Origin of the sequence: Microcoleus sp. F4-D5, from assembly GCF_036704885.1 — a bacterium.
Taxonomy (GTDB): Bacteria; Cyanobacteriota; Cyanobacteriia; order Cyanobacteriales; family Microcoleaceae; genus Microcoleus.
On sequence record NZ_JAUBSX010000061.1, the window covers coordinates 1 to 19,475 of the forward strand.

14 protein-coding genes are annotated in these 19,475 nt (G+C 44.9%); 5 read left to right on the forward strand and 9 right to left on the reverse strand.

The features are described from left to right. Nucleotides 1-512 precede the first annotated feature (512 nt). Nucleotides 513-1,691 (reverse strand): glycosyltransferase family 2 protein, encoded by a 1,179-nt coding sequence (locus QUA80_RS23905; protein WP_333427502.1) that lies wholly within the window; start codon nucleotides 1,689-1,691, stop codon nucleotides 513-515. Between the two features lie 156 nt (nucleotides 1,692-1,847). Here QUA80_RS23905 and QUA80_RS23910 point away from each other — a divergent pair, with 156 nt between their 5' ends. Both QUA80_RS23910 and cobT read left to right on the forward strand, forming a co-directional pair. Continuing rightward, nucleotides 1,848-2,240 (forward strand): transporter, encoded by a 393-nt coding sequence (locus QUA80_RS23910; RefSeq protein ID WP_333427503.1) that lies wholly within the window; start codon nucleotides 1,848-1,850, stop codon nucleotides 2,238-2,240. A gap of 854 nt (nucleotides 2,241-3,094) precedes the next feature. Then, a complete protein-coding gene (gene cobT / locus QUA80_RS23915; protein ID WP_333427504.1) occupies nucleotides 3,095-4,204 on the forward strand; it encodes a nicotinate mononucleotide-dependent phosphoribosyltransferase CobT in 1,110 nt (369 codons plus the stop codon). A gap of 388 nt (nucleotides 4,205-4,592) precedes the next feature. On the opposite strand, the gene QUA80_RS23920 is transcribed toward cobT, so the two are convergent. Then, nucleotides 4,593-4,991, reverse strand: a complete 399-nt coding sequence (locus QUA80_RS23920; protein WP_333427505.1) for a hypothetical protein — start codon at nucleotides 4,989-4,991, stop codon at nucleotides 4,593-4,595. Nucleotides 4,992-5,759: 768 nt separating this feature from the next. On the opposite strand from QUA80_RS23920, the gene QUA80_RS23925 reads away from it, so the two are divergent. Further along, nucleotides 5,760-6,938 carry an extracellular solute-binding protein gene (locus QUA80_RS23925; protein WP_333427506.1) on the forward strand — a complete coding sequence of 393 codons (1,179 nt, stop codon included), beginning with the start codon at nucleotides 5,760-5,762 and terminating at the stop codon, nucleotides 6,936-6,938. Between the two features lie 171 nt (nucleotides 6,939-7,109). Here QUA80_RS23925 and QUA80_RS23930 read toward each other — a convergent pair whose 3' ends face one another. The 5 genes from QUA80_RS23930 to QUA80_RS23950 form a co-directional block, all read right to left on the reverse strand. Further along, nucleotides 7,110-8,045: a DUF1963 domain-containing protein gene (locus tag QUA80_RS23930; RefSeq protein ID WP_333427507.1), complete on the reverse strand. Its 936-nt coding sequence runs from the start codon at nucleotides 8,043-8,045 to the stop codon at nucleotides 7,110-7,112. Between the two features lie 102 nt (nucleotides 8,046-8,147). After that, nucleotides 8,148-8,654 (reverse strand): hypothetical protein, encoded by a 507-nt coding sequence (locus QUA80_RS23935; RefSeq protein WP_333427508.1) that lies wholly within the window; start codon nucleotides 8,652-8,654, stop codon nucleotides 8,148-8,150. A gap of 230 nt (nucleotides 8,655-8,884) precedes the next feature. Further along, a complete protein-coding gene (locus QUA80_RS23940) occupies nucleotides 8,885-12,103 on the reverse strand; it encodes a PAS domain-containing protein (protein ID WP_333427509.1) in 3,219 nt (1,072 codons plus the stop codon). 633 nt (nucleotides 12,104-12,736) lie between these two features. Continuing rightward, nucleotides 12,737-13,867, reverse strand: coding sequence for an aldo/keto reductase (locus QUA80_RS23945; protein ID WP_333427510.1), 1,131 nt, complete (start codon nucleotides 13,865-13,867; stop codon nucleotides 12,737-12,739). 5 nt (nucleotides 13,868-13,872) lie between these two features. After that, nucleotides 13,873-14,379, reverse strand: a complete 507-nt coding sequence (locus QUA80_RS23950; protein WP_333026715.1) for a bifunctional nuclease family protein — start codon at nucleotides 14,377-14,379, stop codon at nucleotides 13,873-13,875. Between the two features lie 241 nt (nucleotides 14,380-14,620). Here QUA80_RS23950 and ribE point away from each other — a divergent pair, with 241 nt between their 5' ends. Beyond that, nucleotides 14,621-15,337 carry a riboflavin synthase gene (gene ribE, locus QUA80_RS23955; protein ID WP_333427511.1) on the forward strand — a complete coding sequence of 239 codons (717 nt, stop codon included), beginning with the start codon at nucleotides 14,621-14,623 and terminating at the stop codon, nucleotides 15,335-15,337. Between the two features lie 446 nt (nucleotides 15,338-15,783). After that, on the forward strand, nucleotides 15,784-15,993 hold the full coding sequence (locus QUA80_RS23960) for a hypothetical protein (protein WP_333427512.1): 210 nt from the start codon (nucleotides 15,784-15,786) through the stop codon (nucleotides 15,991-15,993). Nucleotides 15,994-16,004: 11 nt separating this feature from the next. Here QUA80_RS23960 and QUA80_RS23965 read toward each other — a convergent pair whose 3' ends face one another. Both QUA80_RS23965 and QUA80_RS23970 read right to left on the reverse strand, forming a co-directional pair. Next, nucleotides 16,005-16,889, reverse strand: a complete 885-nt coding sequence (locus QUA80_RS23965) for a glycosyltransferase (protein ID WP_333427513.1) — start codon at nucleotides 16,887-16,889, stop codon at nucleotides 16,005-16,007. A 15-nt stretch (nucleotides 16,890-16,904) separates the two neighbouring features. Beyond that, nucleotides 16,905-19,424: a hypothetical protein gene (locus QUA80_RS23970; RefSeq protein WP_333427514.1), complete on the reverse strand. Its 2,520-nt coding sequence runs from the start codon at nucleotides 19,422-19,424 to the stop codon at nucleotides 16,905-16,907. Nucleotides 19,425-19,475: the final 51 nt, after the last annotated feature.

Sequence of the window (19,475 nt, forward strand, 5' to 3'; positions counted from 1 at the left end):
TCACGGCGACCATTATTGATCGTCCGCTCTCTTAATCCTGGTGGTGTAACCTTTTGACACTGATTCAGCAAGCCCTATTTAGGGCTGACGCCAGAAATCATTTTTTACACTATCTGTAGTGCTAGGTGCGGTGTGCATCGCCCTACAAGTAGAGTCTGTGCGTCCAGGAGTGTAAAAAAAAAGACTGGGGAATGCCTAAACGCACAAGCCTTGATGAATTTAGCAGAAGAAAGGGACAAGGAAATTTGGCAACTATTGTAACAGATTTAGATAAAAACTCTTTATTAGAAGTAATAGACGATCGTAAAAGCGACGATACAGCGTATTCCAGGTTTATGAAGTAGCGACGCGGCGAGAGCAAGAGTGTCACTACGGCGGGATAGATCGATAGGCGGGTGTCCTCGATCAACGCGCAATCTGCTGTATTTAAATAAATATTACTTATTACCCTAACTACGAGAGAGCCAAATCATCTTTACCGAAAATTGTTACAAATTTTAAATTTAATTGTTTTACCTGCGCTTCAACCCCAACACGCTGAGAAAAAAGCTCGACAAAACCATCTGCAAACCGACAGTCAGGCAAGTGAGCGAGGGAATAACCAAACGCAGAGTTTTAGAAGGGTCGAGAGAACCGAAAGCTGTTTCGCTCCAGATAGTTAATGACAAGAACGAGCCAACTATTCCGATTAAAATTAGCGTGACTCCGACAATCAATCCTGTCTCTAACGTGACATAGCGAAATATTTTATTGAGTTTAGGGTCTTCGGGAAGCAGTTTTTCACTGATGGCGAAAACTTTGGTGAAGAAAGCGAAAGTTACTGCTTGAAAACCGATGATAATTGCGATCGCAGCATACAGCAGCGTGTGTACGTCAAAGCTAATACTACCAATCTTTTGAGTACCAGGTAATAGCCAGAGGCCGACAATTATACCCCAAATTATCAGCGCTACACCCGGATACAAAAACAGCCACCGGGGACTGTAAAGCAGCAGAAATCGTAGGTGGCGCCAGCCATCTCGCCAAGTTCGCAAGTGCGGTGGCCGGCTGCGGCCGTCGGGAGAGAGTACGGTTGGGACTTCAGTTATCCGCAATGTGTACAGAGATGCTTTGACGACCATTTCGCTAGCAAATTCCATCCCCGTTGTTTGCAGGTCGAGTTTCAAAATTGAGTCTCTCCTAAAACCCCGCAATCCGCAGTGAAAGTCGCCGACTGGACTCGCGAAAAATAATTGCCCAACCCATGTCAGCACCGGATTTCCTAAATATTTGTGCAGCGGCGGCATTGCACCTGATTTGATGCCCCCTTGAAAGCGGTTTCCCATTACTAAGTCGAAACCTTCTCGCAATTTCTTGACAAAAGCGCCGAGATTGGAAAAATTGTAGCTGTCGTCAGCATCGCCCATGATAATATAAACTCCGCGCGCTGCAATGATGCCTCCCATGAGGGCGCTGCCGTAGCCTTTTGCGGCTACCGGCACGACTCGGGCTCCCATTCTGGTAGCGATATCTTGAGAACCGTCAGTGCTGCCGTTGTCTGCTATGATGACCTCGCCTGCAATCTCAAGTTCGCGCAGGGACTGATGCGCCTTCTCGATGCAGATTTCTAAAGTTTCTGCTTCGTTCAGGCAAGGCATGAGTATCGATAGTTCTAGAGTGTATTCTCCGCTTTGGTTGGTCTGCTCTGCCATATATTTTTTCTACTCTCGATCGCGATCGACAATACTTGAAAATCAAGTATCTTTGCTTAAAATATTAGTGGTGAATAAAACATAACAAAACTTAATTCAAGTTTTTTAGGTTTTTGGGAACGGCAATTTTTGATTGTACTATAGGTTAGTAAACTTATGAATAGAAGCGTTTTTTTGTTATTGCTTGCTGCAATATTGTGCGGCGTGGCAGGTCAATTCAGTCTAAAGGCAGGAGCTAAAATATTAGGGCCCATTGGCACTGCTAATTTAATGGAAAAAGTGATAGCAATGGCTACCCAGCCGTTGATAGTAGGCGGTCTTTCTTTGTATGCAATTTCTTCCATCGGCTTTATAGTAGTTTTGTCGCGGGCAAACCTTAGCATAGTTTCGCCTTTACTGTCAATCAGTTACCTGTTTACTGTTTTGGGCGGGAAAATTGTATTTAACGAGCCGTTGCCGCCGCTGCGATTGGTAGGTGTGGCGCTAATTATGACGGGAGTAATTTTTGTACTCAGAGGTCAAGCAGGGGGTGCGGCTGGGGGCAGCTAGCGATCGCTTTTGAGATGGATTGACTCTTTAGTGCGGAATTGATAACTTAATTCAAAGGGTGCTTCTAAGTGTTCTGTTATTAGAGAGATTCAACCACCTAGAAGTTGCGGGCGAATCTTTTGAAAGATATAGAAAATGCAACTCTCGCTCGTATTTGTGCCTGCGTAAATCCTGTCGCTACTAATTGACACAAGATTGGCTCACAAGTTGGTCAGGATTCAATTAGAACCGTATATAGCAATTCTTGCAGGAGTTGTAATTTTTTTACCCCACCCCAACCCTGCCCGCAGCCGCTGGCTAGGGAGTAAGAAATTCGCAAATGATGCGAGGATTGCTATAAGTACGATCGCGCTCTCTTGACATGAATCGCGATCGGCGACTGAAAGACGATCGCGCCTGCGTCACCCAGAAAAAATTTAAGTGCGAGACAGATTTCTGTTAAACTAATTAGTTAGCTATGGAGGCAAATATGTAAGTATGTCATTTAACCAGGTTGATTATTGCGAATATTTACGCTCGCCGTCAACCCAACTACAGATTAACTCATTTCTATCAATTTTAGATCGAGTTGCAGAGAATAAAGCTACTTTTTAGAGTACATCCTGATGACACGCCAAATTATTAAGGCGATCGCCCCAGTGCTGAAAGGTTGGATCGACAACTAAACACCAGTCGCACTTAAGCTTTCAGGAACGGTTGCAAATGTTGTGGGGACTCAGAAACAGGACACATCATATCAAGTCCGATAGCACCGGAGTTGAGATAAGCGGTAACGGGTAACGGGCAAACCAATAACTAAGAACTAATAACTAAGAACTAACCAATAATCAATGATTAATGACTGCTGACTAATTATGATTGAGATTTATACAGAAGTCGAACAGGGTCAGCGGTGGCTCGATCGCTATCGGGGACGAAAACCGATATTTGCCTGCGTGTTAGGATTTACGGATACAGGCTTAATTCCGGGTATTTCAGCAGCAGGAGCAACGCCGCACGATCGACAATTTACTTGTTTGGCCGATGCAGAATTTTTGTATAACGGCCCCCAACCGTCGCCCCAATATCCTTTGCCGCCCCTAGAAGCGGGTGCTTCGCCGGTACTGATATCTCGCGCTGTAGTCGAAGCTTTGGAACTTCCCCTTTACCTATTTAATGCTGGTTTGCCCCTCCCACCTCCCGTACCTGCAATTGATTTGGGCGGCACTCCGGCAAAGTGTCTGATTTCTGGGAATGCTTTAGAACTCAAAACAGTCAAACATTTGCTCGAACAAGGATTAATTTGGGGAGCTAAATTGGCTGCTCAAACTAATGGCAGCTATTTAATTTTAGGGGAGTGCGTAGTTGGGGGAACGACTACTGCTTTGGGCGTGTTAATGGGTTTGGGTATTGCAGCGGCGGGCAAAGTTAATAGTTCTCATCCTCGCTGCAATCACGCTCAAAAATTGGCTGCGGTGACAGCGGGACTCAATCATGCTGAGTGGGAAATTGGCGGAGAAAACAGCACTCCCCTGGAATTGGTGGCGGCGGTGGGCGATCCGATGCAAATAGCGGTGGCGGCAATGGCGATCGCCGCGAGTCGGACTTGCGGGGTACTCCTGGCCGGGGGCACGCAAATGCTGGCAGTGTACGCTTTGATCCGAGCATTAGCCCGGGAATATGCTCTGTTGTGGAGTCCCGAGCAAGTCACTGTGGGGACTACGCGCTGGGTGGCCGAAGACCCTACAGGAGACACTGTAGGACTCGCTAATGATATCGGCGGTGTGCCTCTGTTGGCCGCGCAGCTAAGTTTTGCTGGATCTCGCTACGGGCAACTGCAAGCTTACGATCGCGGCTATGTTAAGGAAGGTGTCGGTGCCGGAGCCTGTGCGATCGCCAGTGGTTTGGCTGCAAATTGGACTCCTACTCAACTCCTCCAAGCTGTTGAAGCTTTAGCACGGCGCAGGTGTGAAATTAAACATTAGAAACTGCTGGACGAAAACAACCCGGTTTTTACTCAAAATATTGGCTTTTGCAGCGAGAAATTCACTCAAAAACCCTGTTGTTCGTTATCTGTGCCGCCAGGACTCTGAGGAATTAAACATTAAAAATTAAGATGCGCGTCTCGAGCTGCGAAGCTGCTTGTGCTGCTGAACCAGCTTCGTTTTGGCTGAATAATTATATCATTTTCTGTAGCATTTATGCTTTCAGATTTACATAATTTTCTACAGAATATCTCGCTTTGATGCAGTATTCTCCCTGCGAACTTCGCGAGAGAAAAAAATCTATGCAATGACTCTATAAGCAGACGAGCAGAAATCAACGCAACTCGTATCTTTTTTGGGATTAATCCCCCATTGCCTTTAGTAATATTTAATTAGATCCACCTACCTGTTGCGAGTTCATTCTTTTGGAGAGCAACTGTTCTTCCAAGGCGGCAATTCGATTGTAAGCCGCTGTTAGCTGAGCGGTGAGGCGCTGGATTTGAATCTCTGCGCTCAGCTCTTTTTCCAGATTTTGAGAATTCTTGTCGAAGTAGCTGTCGTCTAACAGTATGTCCTTGTGTTCGAGGAGGCCGTCTCGACGGCTGTAGCTTTGATAGGACGAGGTTTTGTCATTTCCTACCGTTCCAGAGCAGTCGTTTCTCTGCTGCTGGGCAAGCTTCGTCTCCTGGGCGGACTCTAGTAACTTTTCATTGAGGTTTTCTATGAGTTTGTAGAGGGCATCTACTTGTTGCGTCAATATTGTAACTTGCTGGTGGAGCGCTTCCATACAATCATCCTTTGGATCGTAACTTATATATTTACATATTAGGGAAATCTTTATAGAACGCGGATTTATCACTGAATTATTTAATTTTTGACGTAATTGTTGTGTCCCCAATCCTGACGGTAAATTTAGGCACTCAGGTAGAGGAGAATCGATCGACATTCGTGAGTGGATTTTAGATTTTAGATTTTAGATACTCGCGGACGCAAAAACCAAAATTTTTAACCCCCATACTTCGTTCAAACCTTCAATCAGAGTTAAAAAATCCGGTTTCTGAGAGTCGGAGCGCCGAGGCTCATGTTAGATTGACTTTGCTCTGCCTGCCAGTGCTTTCAGGATTCAGATGAGTGGATTTTTAGTTATTAAGCTGTCGCGGATTTAAAAAGGATTTTTGACTTCGGTTGTGTAAAAAGCGTCATCCAGCGGCAGAGGGCAACGCTCTTATTGTTTTGTTATATTAAAAAATGTAACACAGATGCAGTCGATTGCCAACCCGGGCGAGCAAAATTGGCTCAAAAGAACTGTTCGGGAAGAACTCAGGCGTTAAGCTGACCGAGTTGTAGTCATCCGAAAGCTCGATCGACAAGGTAGAGGGTAAAATCAGGGCAAGAGCAAAACAGACTCAGAGGGCAGCAGAACCGAGTACAATAGCTCTGTCTTGGAAAAATAAATCAGACTAATCTGCGCCCACTACCGGACTCGACAAACAATTATTTCCCGGGCGGCAGAACGCAAAACGATGGGTCAATATTTAGAAAAGCGGATTCACAGGTGAAACGAAGGTCTTTGCTATTGGGGGCCGCCACCCTAGCTTTAAGTCAATTGGTGGCAGGGTGCGACTCCAAGTCCATTCTCACAATTCGAGCGCTCAAAAACAGTATTCCGGCCCAACTGGTAAGCAAATTTAGGCGCGATGTACCACCGTCTCCGCTTTTACAGGTAACGCAAGAAGGACAATTAAAAGAATTATTCGCCCTGTTGCAGAAGTGGAAACAGGTTCCCGAATCAGAAAATCAAGCTAACTTGGTGATGTTGGGAGATTACTGGCTGACTTTGGCAATTCGGCAAAAATTGATTCAGCCGATCGATCCTGCTAAGCTTGCTAATTGGTCACAATTGCCCGAAAAGTGGCGAAATTTGGTAACGCGAAACGATGAGGGTTTCTTAGATGCGAGAGAAAACGTTTGGGGTGTACCTTACCGCTGGGGAAGTACGGTAATTGCCTATCGAACCGACAAATTTAAGGCTTTGGGGTGGACTCCCACAGATTGGAGTGACTTGTGGCGAGAGGAATTGCGCGATCGAATTTCTCTGCCGGACAGTGCCAGAGAAGTTATCGGTTTAACATTAAAAAAACTAGGGAAATCTTACAATACGCAGCAATTAGATCGAGTCCCAAATCTCAAAAAAGAACTCGCTTCTTTGCACCGACAAGTTAAACTTTATAGTTCTGACGCTTACCTGCAACCATTAATTTTAGGCGATACTTGGTTGGCAGTAGGTTCCTCTGGGGACTTGCTGCCGCTGCTGCAAACTGAAAAGGATATTGCTTTAGTAATTCCGGTTTCGGGAACTGCACTTTGGACGGATTTGTGGGTACAACCGGCATCGAGGAATCCAGTTCCGTTAAAGAAAAACTGGATGGATTTTTGGAGGAATTTTGACTTTTGGAAGCCAGTTCCGTTAGACAAAAAATGGATAGATGTGTGGATGGATTTTTGCTTGCAGCCTCAGATAGCGCCTCAACTATCTTTGCTGACTAAGGCTAGTTCGCCGATAATTGTCGGCATGAAACCCGAGGATTTGCCGGAAGCTGTTCGCACTAATTCTGTGTTGTTGCCGGATGCGAAGATTCTTGCTGCTAGCGACTTTCTGCTGCCGTTTGGGGATGCGGGGATTGCCCAATATCGATCGCTCTGGCAAGAAATTCGGCAAGTAGTGCAAAGTTAAAATGTAGAGTGCGTCACTCACCAGCCCTAAAGCGCCGAGAAAATCATCAAAACTGACGCACCTTAAACCGTAGGGTTCGTCAGTCACCAGCCTTGTGTGTGTAGCAAAGCAAGAAACGGCAGTGAAATAACAAACAAAACAGCAGAGGCGGAAAGTGTTAGTATTTTAATTTTAAGAACAATCGTAATTATAAATCACCTGAGAAAAATCTAAATTTTCTAAGTCCTCAGCACGAATCAAAAAGTTACCTACTCCACAATCACCCCAACGAATCTCATCATCACTAATCATGTGTAAGAGTACAACTTTATGGTCTTTGTATTGCGAACTATACTCACGAGGGTCAGTTTGCGTAAAGTAGCCGTATCCCCCTATTTTATGGTGATTCTCGTATATTTTAGCAGAATACCACTCAAATAATCTGTTATCATCTGCACTCATTAGATCCAAATAATTTTGAAGCTTTTGTTCTTCAAAAAAAGTATCAAATTGATAGTCCGCTGGATTCACCCACGCATTGTCAAAACTAAACTGTAAAGCCAAACATTCTTGAGAATTATTTACATCTTGGTGCTGTAAAGGTGAATAATAATGTTCATAAATACAATCGAAAGAAGGATAATCAACCGGACAATTATTTTCGTCAAAAACTTGCCACCCACTAAATTTTTGATTGTTTAAAGTTGAATATGTCTCATTTAGATCCAATAAAAAACCAAAATCTGTTTGACAATTATTTTTATCAATATTGTAAAAATACAATATTTTGAAATCTTTTTGATTGTCCAACTTCTCTGTATCCATTCCAAACATACCTGTCCGACCGATATAAAACTGTAAAATTCCTTGTTTGGGAAAAGGGGCTAAATATGGCACTTGGGCAAATATTTCCTCAAAATTGAGTTGTGCCAAAAGGTGCATATATTTTCCATCACTATCTTTGGAAAAATAGTAACCTTTCGGCAAGTAAGGCACTCCGCCAAATTTGCTTGACCAGAAATCAGTCGCCTTTCGTTCGTAAGTGATTTTGATAACAGGCTTTTCTGAACTTTCAATTTCTTGGCGAAACGGTTCTAATTCAGCAGGAAGCTCAAGGGTTGTTTTCATTTTTTTATACGAATTATAAACCGCATTTATCAGCTAAAATGTGGGTGCGTCAGCTTTTGATTTATCGATTATCCCAAAAATCTCTCTAGCTGACGCACCTTACTAAAAGCCTTTGAGTTTACCTCGGAGACCGGGATTTGACAGAGATTCTAAGTCTATTTTACACCTTAGCCGATCGCCCTTGCACGAATAAACTGCCAAAGCTGTGCCTTGACGGTTGCAAACTCGCACATTGTAACCGTATTCGCTGGCGACAGTGCCGAAGCGGTTGACAAACTGATAGCGTTCCATATAATCGAGCAAACTCCAAAGTTGGCGGTTAACTATGATAATTACCCAAGTATTGCCGGGATCGACAAACCAGCGATCGAGCAATTTTCCGCCAAACTGTTTTTGAGCTAACCAGAGACTCGGCACGCTTTTTTCGGTTTGCGAAAGCGGGGGCGACGGCAAATTAGCAGCGTTGCCAGTCGGGCAGACCGGCTGCTGGGAAAAAGCCGCAGATTGTCCCCACAGCAAGGCTCCGAAGCACGCATAACAGGCGATCGGAAACAAAAATAAACTTTTTGTCCAAATGCAATTCTTGCGGGTATCAACATCGTATTTCATAATTATTGTTTGATTTCTTATATATTTCCCGTAGGGGCGGGTTTTACCAACTATTTATGTCTGAAACTCGCTATCTATAAAACCCGCCCCCCCACAGCATATCGCCTACATCAACCTTACATTTTATTATCTGCAAAAGATGTACATTGCGATTTTGTGTTGTGTGGGGGCGGGTTTATCAGATTGTTTTTTTTCTTTTATTGTTGGTAAAACCCGCCCCTACAGTCATGTTAAAATTTCGATCGCCTAAACAATGAAGCAGGCAGACAAACAGTAAAAGTAGAACCGCAATTTAACTCGCTAGTAACTTCAATATCGCCGCCCATCATCTGACAAAAACGCTGGCTGATAGTCAGTCCCAAACCAGTACCGCCGTACTTGCGAGTAGTTGAATTGTCGGCTTGAGTGAAAGGTTGGAACAGTCGCTCTTGCTGCTCTGGTGTCATGCCGATGCCCGTGTCCGTCACTTGGAAAACTAAAAAGTCTGAATCCAAAATTAACATTTGAGGAACTCTCGGTTGATATTTATTTTTTAATTCTTCACTGGTAATTCTTTCGACAGTAAGCACGATCGTCCCGTTAGCCGAAAATTTAGCAGCATTGCTGAGCAAATTCAGCATTACCTGCCGCACTTTCATCAAATCGCCGTGCATAGCGCCGATATTGTCAGAACTCAATACTTGCAAAGTATTGCCGTTTTTATCCATTAGCGGTTTGATGGTTGTTACCACCTCCTCGATTAAGCCTCCTACATCGAAGCTTTCGAGATAAATCTCCATCTTGTCAGCTTCAATTTTGGAAATGTCGAGAATGTCGTCAATTAGCCGCAGCAAGTGTTTGCCAGCAGTGCGAATTTTATCTAAATCCGAGACTAACTCTAAATTGCCTAACTCTTCGGCATCTTCCACCAACATATCGCTGTAGCCGATAATCGCGTTCAGGGGAGTGCGCAACTCGTGGCTCATGTTTGCCAGAAAAGCACTCTTGGCGCGGTTGGCTAGTTCTGCGGCTTCTTTGGCCAACTGCCACGCTTCCTCAGCGTCTTTGCGTTCGGTGATATCCCGCAGGGTCGCCACCACCGCTTCGACGCTGCCGTCTGTCGCACAAACCGGGCTGAGAATATACTCGTAGTCGCGGGTTCCCCAGCTTGCCGTGGGGACGATTACTTCGCCTTTCACGGGTTCGGCTGTGGCAAATATGCCGTCGCATTCTTGGTGAACCCGCTGCATAATTTTTGCCGACCAGCCTAATTCCTGCCAGGTTTTGCCAATCATTTCTCTGGGGTTCATGCCGGCAGCTTGAGCGGCGGTGCGGCTGACGTAAGTGTATCTTCCCGATCGATCCACTAGAAAAATTAGGTCGAGAGAAGCGCCGAGAATGCCGTCAACTGTTCTGGCGTGTCGGGCTACCTGAGAGGTCATTTGTCTGACGGCGATCGCGCCGCGGACTTTGGCGGCGAGTTCAAACTGCAAAAGTTCGTTGGCTTGTTGGAGGAATAGGGTGCGCTGTTCGACTTCTATTTCTAGTTCTGCTTTGGCTTTTTCTAGGGTGAGTTCGGCAAGTTTGCGATCGCTCACATCTGTAGAAATTGTACCGACTGCATAAGCTTTGCCTTCGGAGTTGCAGATGGGAAACTTCAGAGAAATATAAGTGTGCGGGCCGTCGTCTTGAGGGATGATTTCTTCGATGGTTAGGGGCGAGGAGGATTCGAGAACTTTCAGGTCATTTTCTCGCAAGGCTGTTGCTTTGTCTTCGTCGGGAAAAATATCGCCGTCGGTTTTGCCTGTTATTTGCTCTTTGGCGATGTCGAACAAATTGTCAAAATGGCGGTTGGTGAGCAGGTATTTTCCGTCAGCATCTTTGATGTAAATCACTGCTGTTGAGTTGTCTAAAATCGCTTGCAGCAGTGCTTCGCTCTTTCGCAGGGCTTTTTGAGTGTTTTGGCGATCGAGTATTTCTGGCTGCAATTCTAAGTTTAGGCGATTTAAGTCTTGCCAAGCTTCCTGGACTTGATTTAAGGCGATCGCGCTTTTTTCTAGTTCTGTATTTGGCTGCTGTGAGTGCTTTGAGGCGGAGTTTGCGGGCAATTCTAGGGGTTGGAAAGTTAGCGGGACGTGGGGATTTGCGATCTGGCCATCGCCCGCTGTTTTTTTATATCGAAAATCGACCGCTAATTTACCATTTAAACTAAATTTTTTGGGAAATAAATTGGGAAATTCGCCGAAATTTAAATTGTCATAAATTACATCCAAATTCCGGGAACGCTGCTGCGGTTCGGCGGTGGAGTTAAATGCCCAATCCCCCTCTGCTGTTGATAAATTTGAGTTACCGGGTTTGGCAATCCGGCGGGTGACTGCAACTCCCAAGGCGAAGGGGACAAGGGCAGCCGCAGACATTGCCAGCAGCCAGTTGTTGCCCCACCAAGTTGCGATCGAGGTTTTGGGGATGCCCCGCACTAAAATTGCTGCGGGTTTTCCGGCTAAATTGCCAAGGGATTTGGCAGCTACTGCATAAGTTTGACTGCCTGTTTGTACGTTTCCGGCGACTGGTTTGCCGGCGGCGGAGAATGCAGATTTCAGCAGCGATTTGTCTGCCAGCAAATCTGGTAACTGTTGGTTTTTTGTAATTGCTTGCGAACTTGCCAAGACAAATTTGCCGTCAGCCAGCGGCGCGTAGATAGCCTGATATCCGCCGCCCTGTAAATTGAGGGTTTCGGTGCTACCAACTGCCGAAGTTTGGCTGATAATTTTTCCTAACACTAAGGCAGCAATCACTGTCTGATTTTTGGGATCTTTTACGGGAATTGCTGCGTAGCGGACGAGCACAGGACGATCGCCCTTTCCGGGTGGCAAAGATCCCAATTGTTTCTGAACTTCTGATTTGGCAATGATTTCGGTAGCTGTAATTGGGTTTTTTGCAGCGAATACTCGATCGACTATTTTTTGCAGGTTAAAACTTTTTCCCTTCTGCTTGGGGTTGACGCTAACAACTATCTGCCGATTTTTTCCAACTAAAGCCGCACTGTCTATTTCCCCTGTTTTGACTTGATTTTCTAGAATTTGCTTGACAGATTTTTCCAAATATGATACTTTTTTACCGCTGTTGTAAGCTAAAGCTGTTTGGGCGATCGTTTTGCTGTCAGAGGAGTTTTGCAAACGGTCGGCGGCGCGATCGAGTTTGAGATTGTAGTTAATTTCACTAAGACTCAGTTCTGATTTAGCTTGATTTTGCAGTTCGTTGCTTCCAACTGCCGATGTTAGCCAAAGTGCTGCTCCCGTTAGTCCGACTGGCAAGATTGTTTGTAACGCCAGCAGTCCAATTAACTGTTTTCTGGTAACGGACAAGTTGTAAGTGTACGGCTTGAAAGCTGTTTTAAATCTTTCGGAAGTCGCAACTTCATTTGGCTGCAGACAATTTGGCTTGCTGTCGTTTAACTGAGTTTGAGCCATAGTAGTAGATGCTGAATCGGTTATGGATGACAGGCGATAAATCAATCAGGAACCATCAATCAATTTTAGATTTTGGATTTTAGATTTTAGATTTTAGATCGAATTCGGTTAATCACTCATATCATTTCCGGTCGAGCGACCGAGATTTTTGTAAGGGCGGGTTCAGCAACAATACCTGCCAATAATTTGACAATCTTCAAAACCCGCCTCTACCGGGATATTATGGTTGATCGATCGCACATGATATCATCATAAAATTGTTGCCTCTCACGGCGCTAATCAAGCAAGAAAATGACTGGGGTATGCTCACAGAAATCAGTTTCTAGGTGTTAATCAAATTATCTTATTTAGCTGTTTTTACATATGCTGTCGGTTCCTATTGAAAGTTTGTTCGGAGTATCCCAATGATTTCTTTCACAGGAGCGATCGCGCTTAGATGTAGGCTTGGCTGTGCAGGATGCTTGCACTCCTGTGAAAACGCTTTTTGCAAAATCGGGATGCTCTTGCAGACAGTCGCCAGACTCAGTAATTTTTCGATCGACTGTATCGTAAATTTACTTAAACCAAAGTTTAGCGTAATTATTGCAAAACTTAGATACACTCGATCGACATTTTCCTTGCTTAACGTTTTTTTCAATCCCACAACCGCCTGCCTGCTTTGCCGCCCAGTCGCTGGTGAGTATCTTTGACTAGGGTTGGGATGTCTAACTCTTCGGGACACCTTGGCAAACATTCGCCGCAATCGGTGCAGCGGTTGCCTTTGCTGCCGGGAAACCAGTGTCCGGCATTTTCAAACATGGCGTAGCGGTATTTGCCAAAGTCAGTCATGTCGCACCCGACGGCGAGATTGCGGAGTCGCAATACTTCGGGAATGTTGATGTTTTCCGGGCAAGGCAAACAGGCATAGCACTGGCTGCATTTGTCGGTTTTCAAACTGGCTGCAATAGCCGATTCTAGCCGATCGAACGCAGCGATTTCGGCATTGGTGAGGGGAAAGTCGCGATCGCAATATTTCAGGGGTTGCTCTAATTCTGTCGGATTTGCAGCCCCCACACTCAAAGTCCCAATCCTAGTATCGCTGAGTAAAAACCGATAGTTTAACTCTAAGGGCGAGAAAGGCGAGCACAATTGTGCGAGAGTTTCTGGGGGCGTGTAGAGTTGCCCTCCTTTGTCTGCCGGAGAAATGATGAAAACGCCCATATCTTTGTGATTGGCAAGTTCAATTGCCGGGGCGTTGCGCTGAAAAAAATAGTAATAATGCAGATTGACAAACTCAAACAAATCTGTATTTATTGCAGCCAAAATCAGATCCAGAGGCCCGTGAGTCGAAAAGCCGACGTGCCGAATGCGGCGATCTGCGAGGGCTTTGCGTACAGCTTCCATGCAGCCTGTGGGCGATCGCACCCAAGCCAAATGTTCCCAAGTATTTAAACCGTGAATTGCCAGACAGTCGATACAGTCTAAATTCAGGCGTTTGAGGGATGCGTCGATGCAGCGTTCCATTGCTGCTGCATCCTCGGTTGGGGAAATTTTCGTGGTGACGTGGAGGCGCGATCGATCGACAGGCAACCCAGCCGAAAGGGCCGCGCCGAGATATTCCTCGCTGCAACCGTAACCCGCCGCCGTTTCCAGGTGATTGATTCCCTGAGACACCGCCTGCCCTACAGTCTGACAGGCAGTTTCCTCAGAAGCCAAATAGCGCATGGTTCCCAAGGAAAATACGGACAGGTGCAAATTAGTTTTGCCAAACCGTCGATAGCGCATAAAGTTTAGGAAGTTTCGCCCGGGCTGAAGCCGCTTCTCTTGATCAAATCCTCTGGACGGAGGTTTGAGATAAATTCCCGGAAGGCCCGGCGTTCGGCCTCATCAGCATCTCGATCGACCGGTATGGAAGCATCGGCGACGACTTCTTCCATTACCCAGATGGGGCTATTCGTGCGCAGGGCTAGGGCGATCGCGTCGCTAGGTCGGGCATCGATCTCTTTTTTAACTTCTCCCTGACGGACGATCAGGACGGCATAGAACGTGTTATCTTGCAGCGAGTGAATAACTATGCGCTCCAAGGTAAGACTCCATGCCTCTAAAAAATTGACCATCAGATCGTGAGTTAAGGGTCGAGGAGGCTTGTGGCCTTCGATCGCGCTAATAATAGCCTTTGCTTGCTCCTGACCGATATAAATAGGCAAAGCGCGTCGCTCAGTAGCGTCTCTCAATAGGACAATAGGACTGCGCGTGGCTGCATCTAAGGCAATTCCAGCGACTTTCATTTCAATCATTCGATCGGCCTCATAGAATTAAGAAACTGTAAGGCAGTAGAGAACTTGGACATAAAGATTACCTAAATCCAGTATGACTCGATCTTCGCCTGAATCTGCAACTGATCGGGTACTGTCGATTTTAGATTTTAGATTTTAGATTTTAGATTGACTCGGGGGGAGAGGGGACGGCAAAAGCTGCTGCGTCTGGTTTGTGCCTGTGGTTTCATGTAAATAAGCGATCGACTACGGAAAAATACTTATGTTTACAGGACTCATTCAATCTCTCGGAAAGCTGAAGTCGCTAGGCAACGATTATTTTCAAATTGCCTGCACCTCCAGCAACTCCTACCAAATTTTACAAGATTTAGCCGTTGGGGACAGCGTAGCCGTGGATGGAGTCTGTTTGACGGTGGTGGAAGTTCTGCCTGCGACGGGTTTTGTCGCCGTCGCTTCCCCAGAAACCCTGCGCCGCACTACTTTGGGAGCATTCCCCGATGCTTTGGTCAACTTAGAAACCTCCCTGCGCGCCGGCAGTAAATTGGGGGGACATTTCGTGACGGGGCACGTAGATGCGATCGGCACTTTAGCGACATCAACCCAAACCGCCAACGCTTGGGAGATGCGGTTTACTGCCCCACCAGCAGCAAATTCGGGATGGCAACGTCAAATCGCACCTTACATCGTTTCCAAGGGCAGCATCGCCGTCAACGGCATCAGCTTAACAGTGGCAGATTGCGATGCTGACGGCAATTGGTTTGAAGTTGCGGTAATTCCCCACAGTTTTGGCGAGACAAACCTCAGTTATTTGCAACCGGGAAGTTTAGTCAACTTAGAAGCAGATATTCTCGGCAAATATGTCGCCAAATTTCTCCGCAGCGGCTCAAAATCGCATCCCGAACCTTGGGAAGAAGCCCCCGCAATCAACAGTTTGGGAACAATTACACCTGAATTCTTAGCAGAACACGGATTTATTTAGTCGATAATATTAAGTCCGAGCGATCGGTTATTATATAATGCAAGGTCTTGTAGATACCGTAAGGTGCGTCGCCTGAGACAATCTGCTGGGATAAGAAAGAAAATCTGGCAGCTACCCACCCTACAAGATTAGAAATTATATCAAATCTGGTAGCATCGGATTTATTCAAATCTCTCTTCTCCACCTCTGCGTCAATCAGGGTCAACCCCTTGTCCGGGGCGGTTAATACATTATCTTTTTTTTTACCGCAGATATAGGCAGATTAACACAGATTAACGCAGATTAATTAGATCGATTCCGATTGCACCGTCGGTGATTGTTGACTGTTGGCTGGATTTGACGCCCGACGATGCTACTGGATTTGATATTACCCACTAAATATATGCACATTTTCTCTGAAGCACAAGAAGATCGAGCTGAAGCATAGCAAGCCTTTCAACGAGTCTGTGCAGTCAATCATCCATCAGCCGGGGACGATATTTTTACCCCAAATCATAGCTATTCGCAGAATTCTAGAGCGGTGCAACGGCGATTTTGAACCTCAACTGTTGATGGATGCTGTAATTGCTGCTGCTAATTACAGTCGTTGCTTTGTAAGTCTTTCGTCTTTAAAAGGTCACAGGCAGATTGCAGCAGGCAACGGGTGTAGCCCCTAACGAGAGCAATTCTATTTCTCAGCCTGATTGTTTTTTTCCCATAACAAACCCGCTACAATTGCCGCCTGCGAAACAAAAAATAATCCTGCGATTAATAGCTTTTGAATACCCCGTGTGTGGACTAATGGGTAAGTTAGCAAATTTAGATAAAATGATGGATGTTGCAGTTTTCCCTTAGCCACACTTTTAGAAGTAACTTGCTGAAACAAAAAAGCACCTTTACCGTAATTGAATTGCTGTTGCCAAAATTTGTGCAGTGTCAGTTTGTGGGCATGATATACTATAACTTCGGGAGCGTAAACCGCGCCATAGCCAGAATTAAGCCACCGATGGCAAAATTCCCGATCTTCTCCAGAAAAGGAAAAACTGCCAAAGCCGCCAATTTTTTGGAATAAGTCAGCCGGAAGGGCAAAATTGTTAGAAGTGAAAAATTGCGCGCGATCGGGAATAGCATTATAGTAACTGTAAAGGTAATCGATCAATTGCTGACTGGCTGTAGAATATATGTTATCAGGAAGTGCGTTAATAATTCGACCTCCGATTAAGCAGTCAGGTGTTTTGGCAAATCGAGCTTCTAGAGTTTGCAGCCAGTCTGTGGCAGCAGTACAGTCATCGTCTGTAAATACTAAAAATTTGCCTGTGGCTGCAAAAGAGCCAGTATTCCTTGCGATGGCTGGCCCTGAATTCTGTTGCGTTAAAAGTAGGAGATTTAACTGGTTTTGAAAGGGAAAAACAGTTGATTCTAGAGATATTTCGGTGCTATCATTGACGACGATAACTTGAAAGCGATCGCGCGGATATTCAAGTTCAACAAAAGACTGAAGACACGCTGCTAATTGCTCGGGGCGATTGTAAGTTGGAACGATAATTGAAAAGAGAGTTTTGGCTTGGTTCATGATAACTAATAACTTTTAATTTTTAAAGCGATACAGCACCGGCTCAGTATTAAAATCTTTTCCGAAAACTGGTTGCAGCGGGCCCTCGGCACTTGTCAGCCAAGATAGAGCTTTTCTGGTAGCTGCGTTTGTCCCACTCAGGGGTCCGAATCCTACAGTCTTAATTTTATTTTGCCGGAGGTTGTCAATCCATGCCGAAAGTCGATCGGCTTTAAACGGCACATATAAGACTTGTCTGTCCACATTTCTCCCGTAAAACAGGTAGCTGCGGGAACTTAAAAAGAAGCCTATTCTTTCATCGGCTACTGTATTTTTATCAATATACTCGTAAATGCCGCGATACAGTTCGGTGCGTGCAATATCTCGCTTTTCCCTCCAATGACCGATTAATATCAATCCTATAAATACACCAATTATCACTATGTACAGTGATTTTTGACGGAGGTAAAATAGATGATTTAGCCATCCTAAACCGGGATTTATTTTCAACAATATTGAAGCCAGAGTCATCGACACAATATAAAATATCGAATCTCGTAATATATATTGCCAACTGGGGGCTAAAATTTGCCCGATACTATTAATGGCTTCGACTGGATTTGACTTAAAATAGTCAATCAAAAAACTTCCCCAAACAATACTATCTCCGGTAAAAGAAGTCTCTTTAATATAATCAAAAATTGTGTTGCTAGTAATTCCGAAAAAACTACTAACTAAAACCACTGCCAGAACAACTTGATTTTCTGTTTTCAAGAGAGTTGCTGTAGATGCCGCTGCGATGGCGAGTACGCTTAAAAAGGGAAATCCGTATCTGAGGTTAAAACCGAGTAGAGGACTTATTTGACCCATTGTCTCTCCTGCTGTACCGGACGTATAAGGTGTAATTAAATACAGAATTCCTGTGCTGGCAAGCAGTATGATTAAAATAATGTTATTTTGATTGATTATTCTGGTTTTACCTTTGACCGAAGCCAGAGGTGCTGCCAATATTTGAAAGGCGATCGCCAGAAAGGGCAGTTGCAATCTAATGATAATTTGTAAGCCTAGAGTTTGCCAGTGGGAAATATTGCTGGGATTAAATTGAGCTGCTAAAGTGCTTTGCCAAATCTTTAAAAGTGGCGAAGCCGACGGCTGCTGTACCGGAGGTGTTTGCCCAGGTAAGGGAGACGGTAAAGAAAAAGGCTGTAAAGGAACTTTAATATCGCCGACTTCGCCGACTGGATAATTGATTTGCAGCAAGTTTCTCGCATACCAAAAACTTCCTAAAAGCAAGCAACAAGCTATGCCGGACAGTAACACTGGTTTGAGAAAGTGGCGAATTATAAAATTAGCTGGTGTGGCTTGTTTATTAACCGCCAATCTTTTAAGTTCTAATATTGCTAATCCTCCTAAAAGTGAGGCAGCATAGACTATCCCAGTGATTTTTATTCCGGCTAGCATTCCTGCGGCTGCCAAAAATAGGGATAGTTCGGATTGCGATCGGCTGCTATGATAGGATAAACCCAAATATAAACCGACTGTAAATATTGCAGCTAGCGGTAAGTCTGGCTGAATGGTGTTAACTTGGTTGAGCACCATCGGTACTGTCAATACTAAAGATGCTGCTGCCATAGCGTGAATTCGGGTGGCTCCAAATTTTACGCTCAATAGATAGACGGCAATTCCCTCAAGTACCCAGGCAATTAGCAGGGGAAAAGCTGTGAGAAAATCTTCTTTGAATGGGATTAAGCATAAAACTGATAAAACGTGCCAATTGTACGGATATACTTTAGCTTGCTCTTGTTCAAAAATCCAATTTCCGGCGGCATCTAATAATGTAAATGAATGGGTTTGATACCATCGGGCGATCGCAGGCAGGTGAAACCACAATGAATCATAATTGGTTGTGGGTTTGCTTGCGAGAGTTTCCAACAGCAAAAATCCTGCAACAGCGGCGGCAACAATAATTAGCGATTCTGCTTTGCCCAAAGGTTGGTTGAGTTGGGGAATCTGCCACTGCGAGAAGGTAAAAGTTTTGTGGTTTTTGGTATATATCGGGATTAAGCCGATCGCACAAATCAGAATTTCTGCTATAATCACCGCAGAAATATTTAGGCGATCGGCACTTCCTAAAATCAAGCCCGTACAAACTTGTGCAATACTCCATCCCGTCAGGAGTACGAGAAGAAAATGGGGAAATGAATAGTTACTGTTTTCCTTCTGATTCTCGAAGGCAAGAGACAAGCTTAAGGGAATCGGGCCGACTACAATAATCAGAAATAAAATTAATTCCCACAAATGCTGCGCTATTAGCATAAGCTGCAAGTTACCATTTTTTATCAGTTTTTCCTCGTTACCCGAAAGATCCTGGTAATATCGTTTCCGGTTGCACGATCGACATAATATAGAGGACAGCGCGCCGTGCCCTTGGACTACCCGGATTAATTGTAGGGACAGGCGGCGATCGCCGTGTCGAAGGCTGTGGGTAATATTAATTCTGATGCTACTGGATTTGATATAAAGAGGAAAAGCAACAAGCTCGTTTGCTCGTTCCACAAAACATAAATTTTCTTGTGGGGTGGGCTTTTAGACCTTTGCACAAGAAAA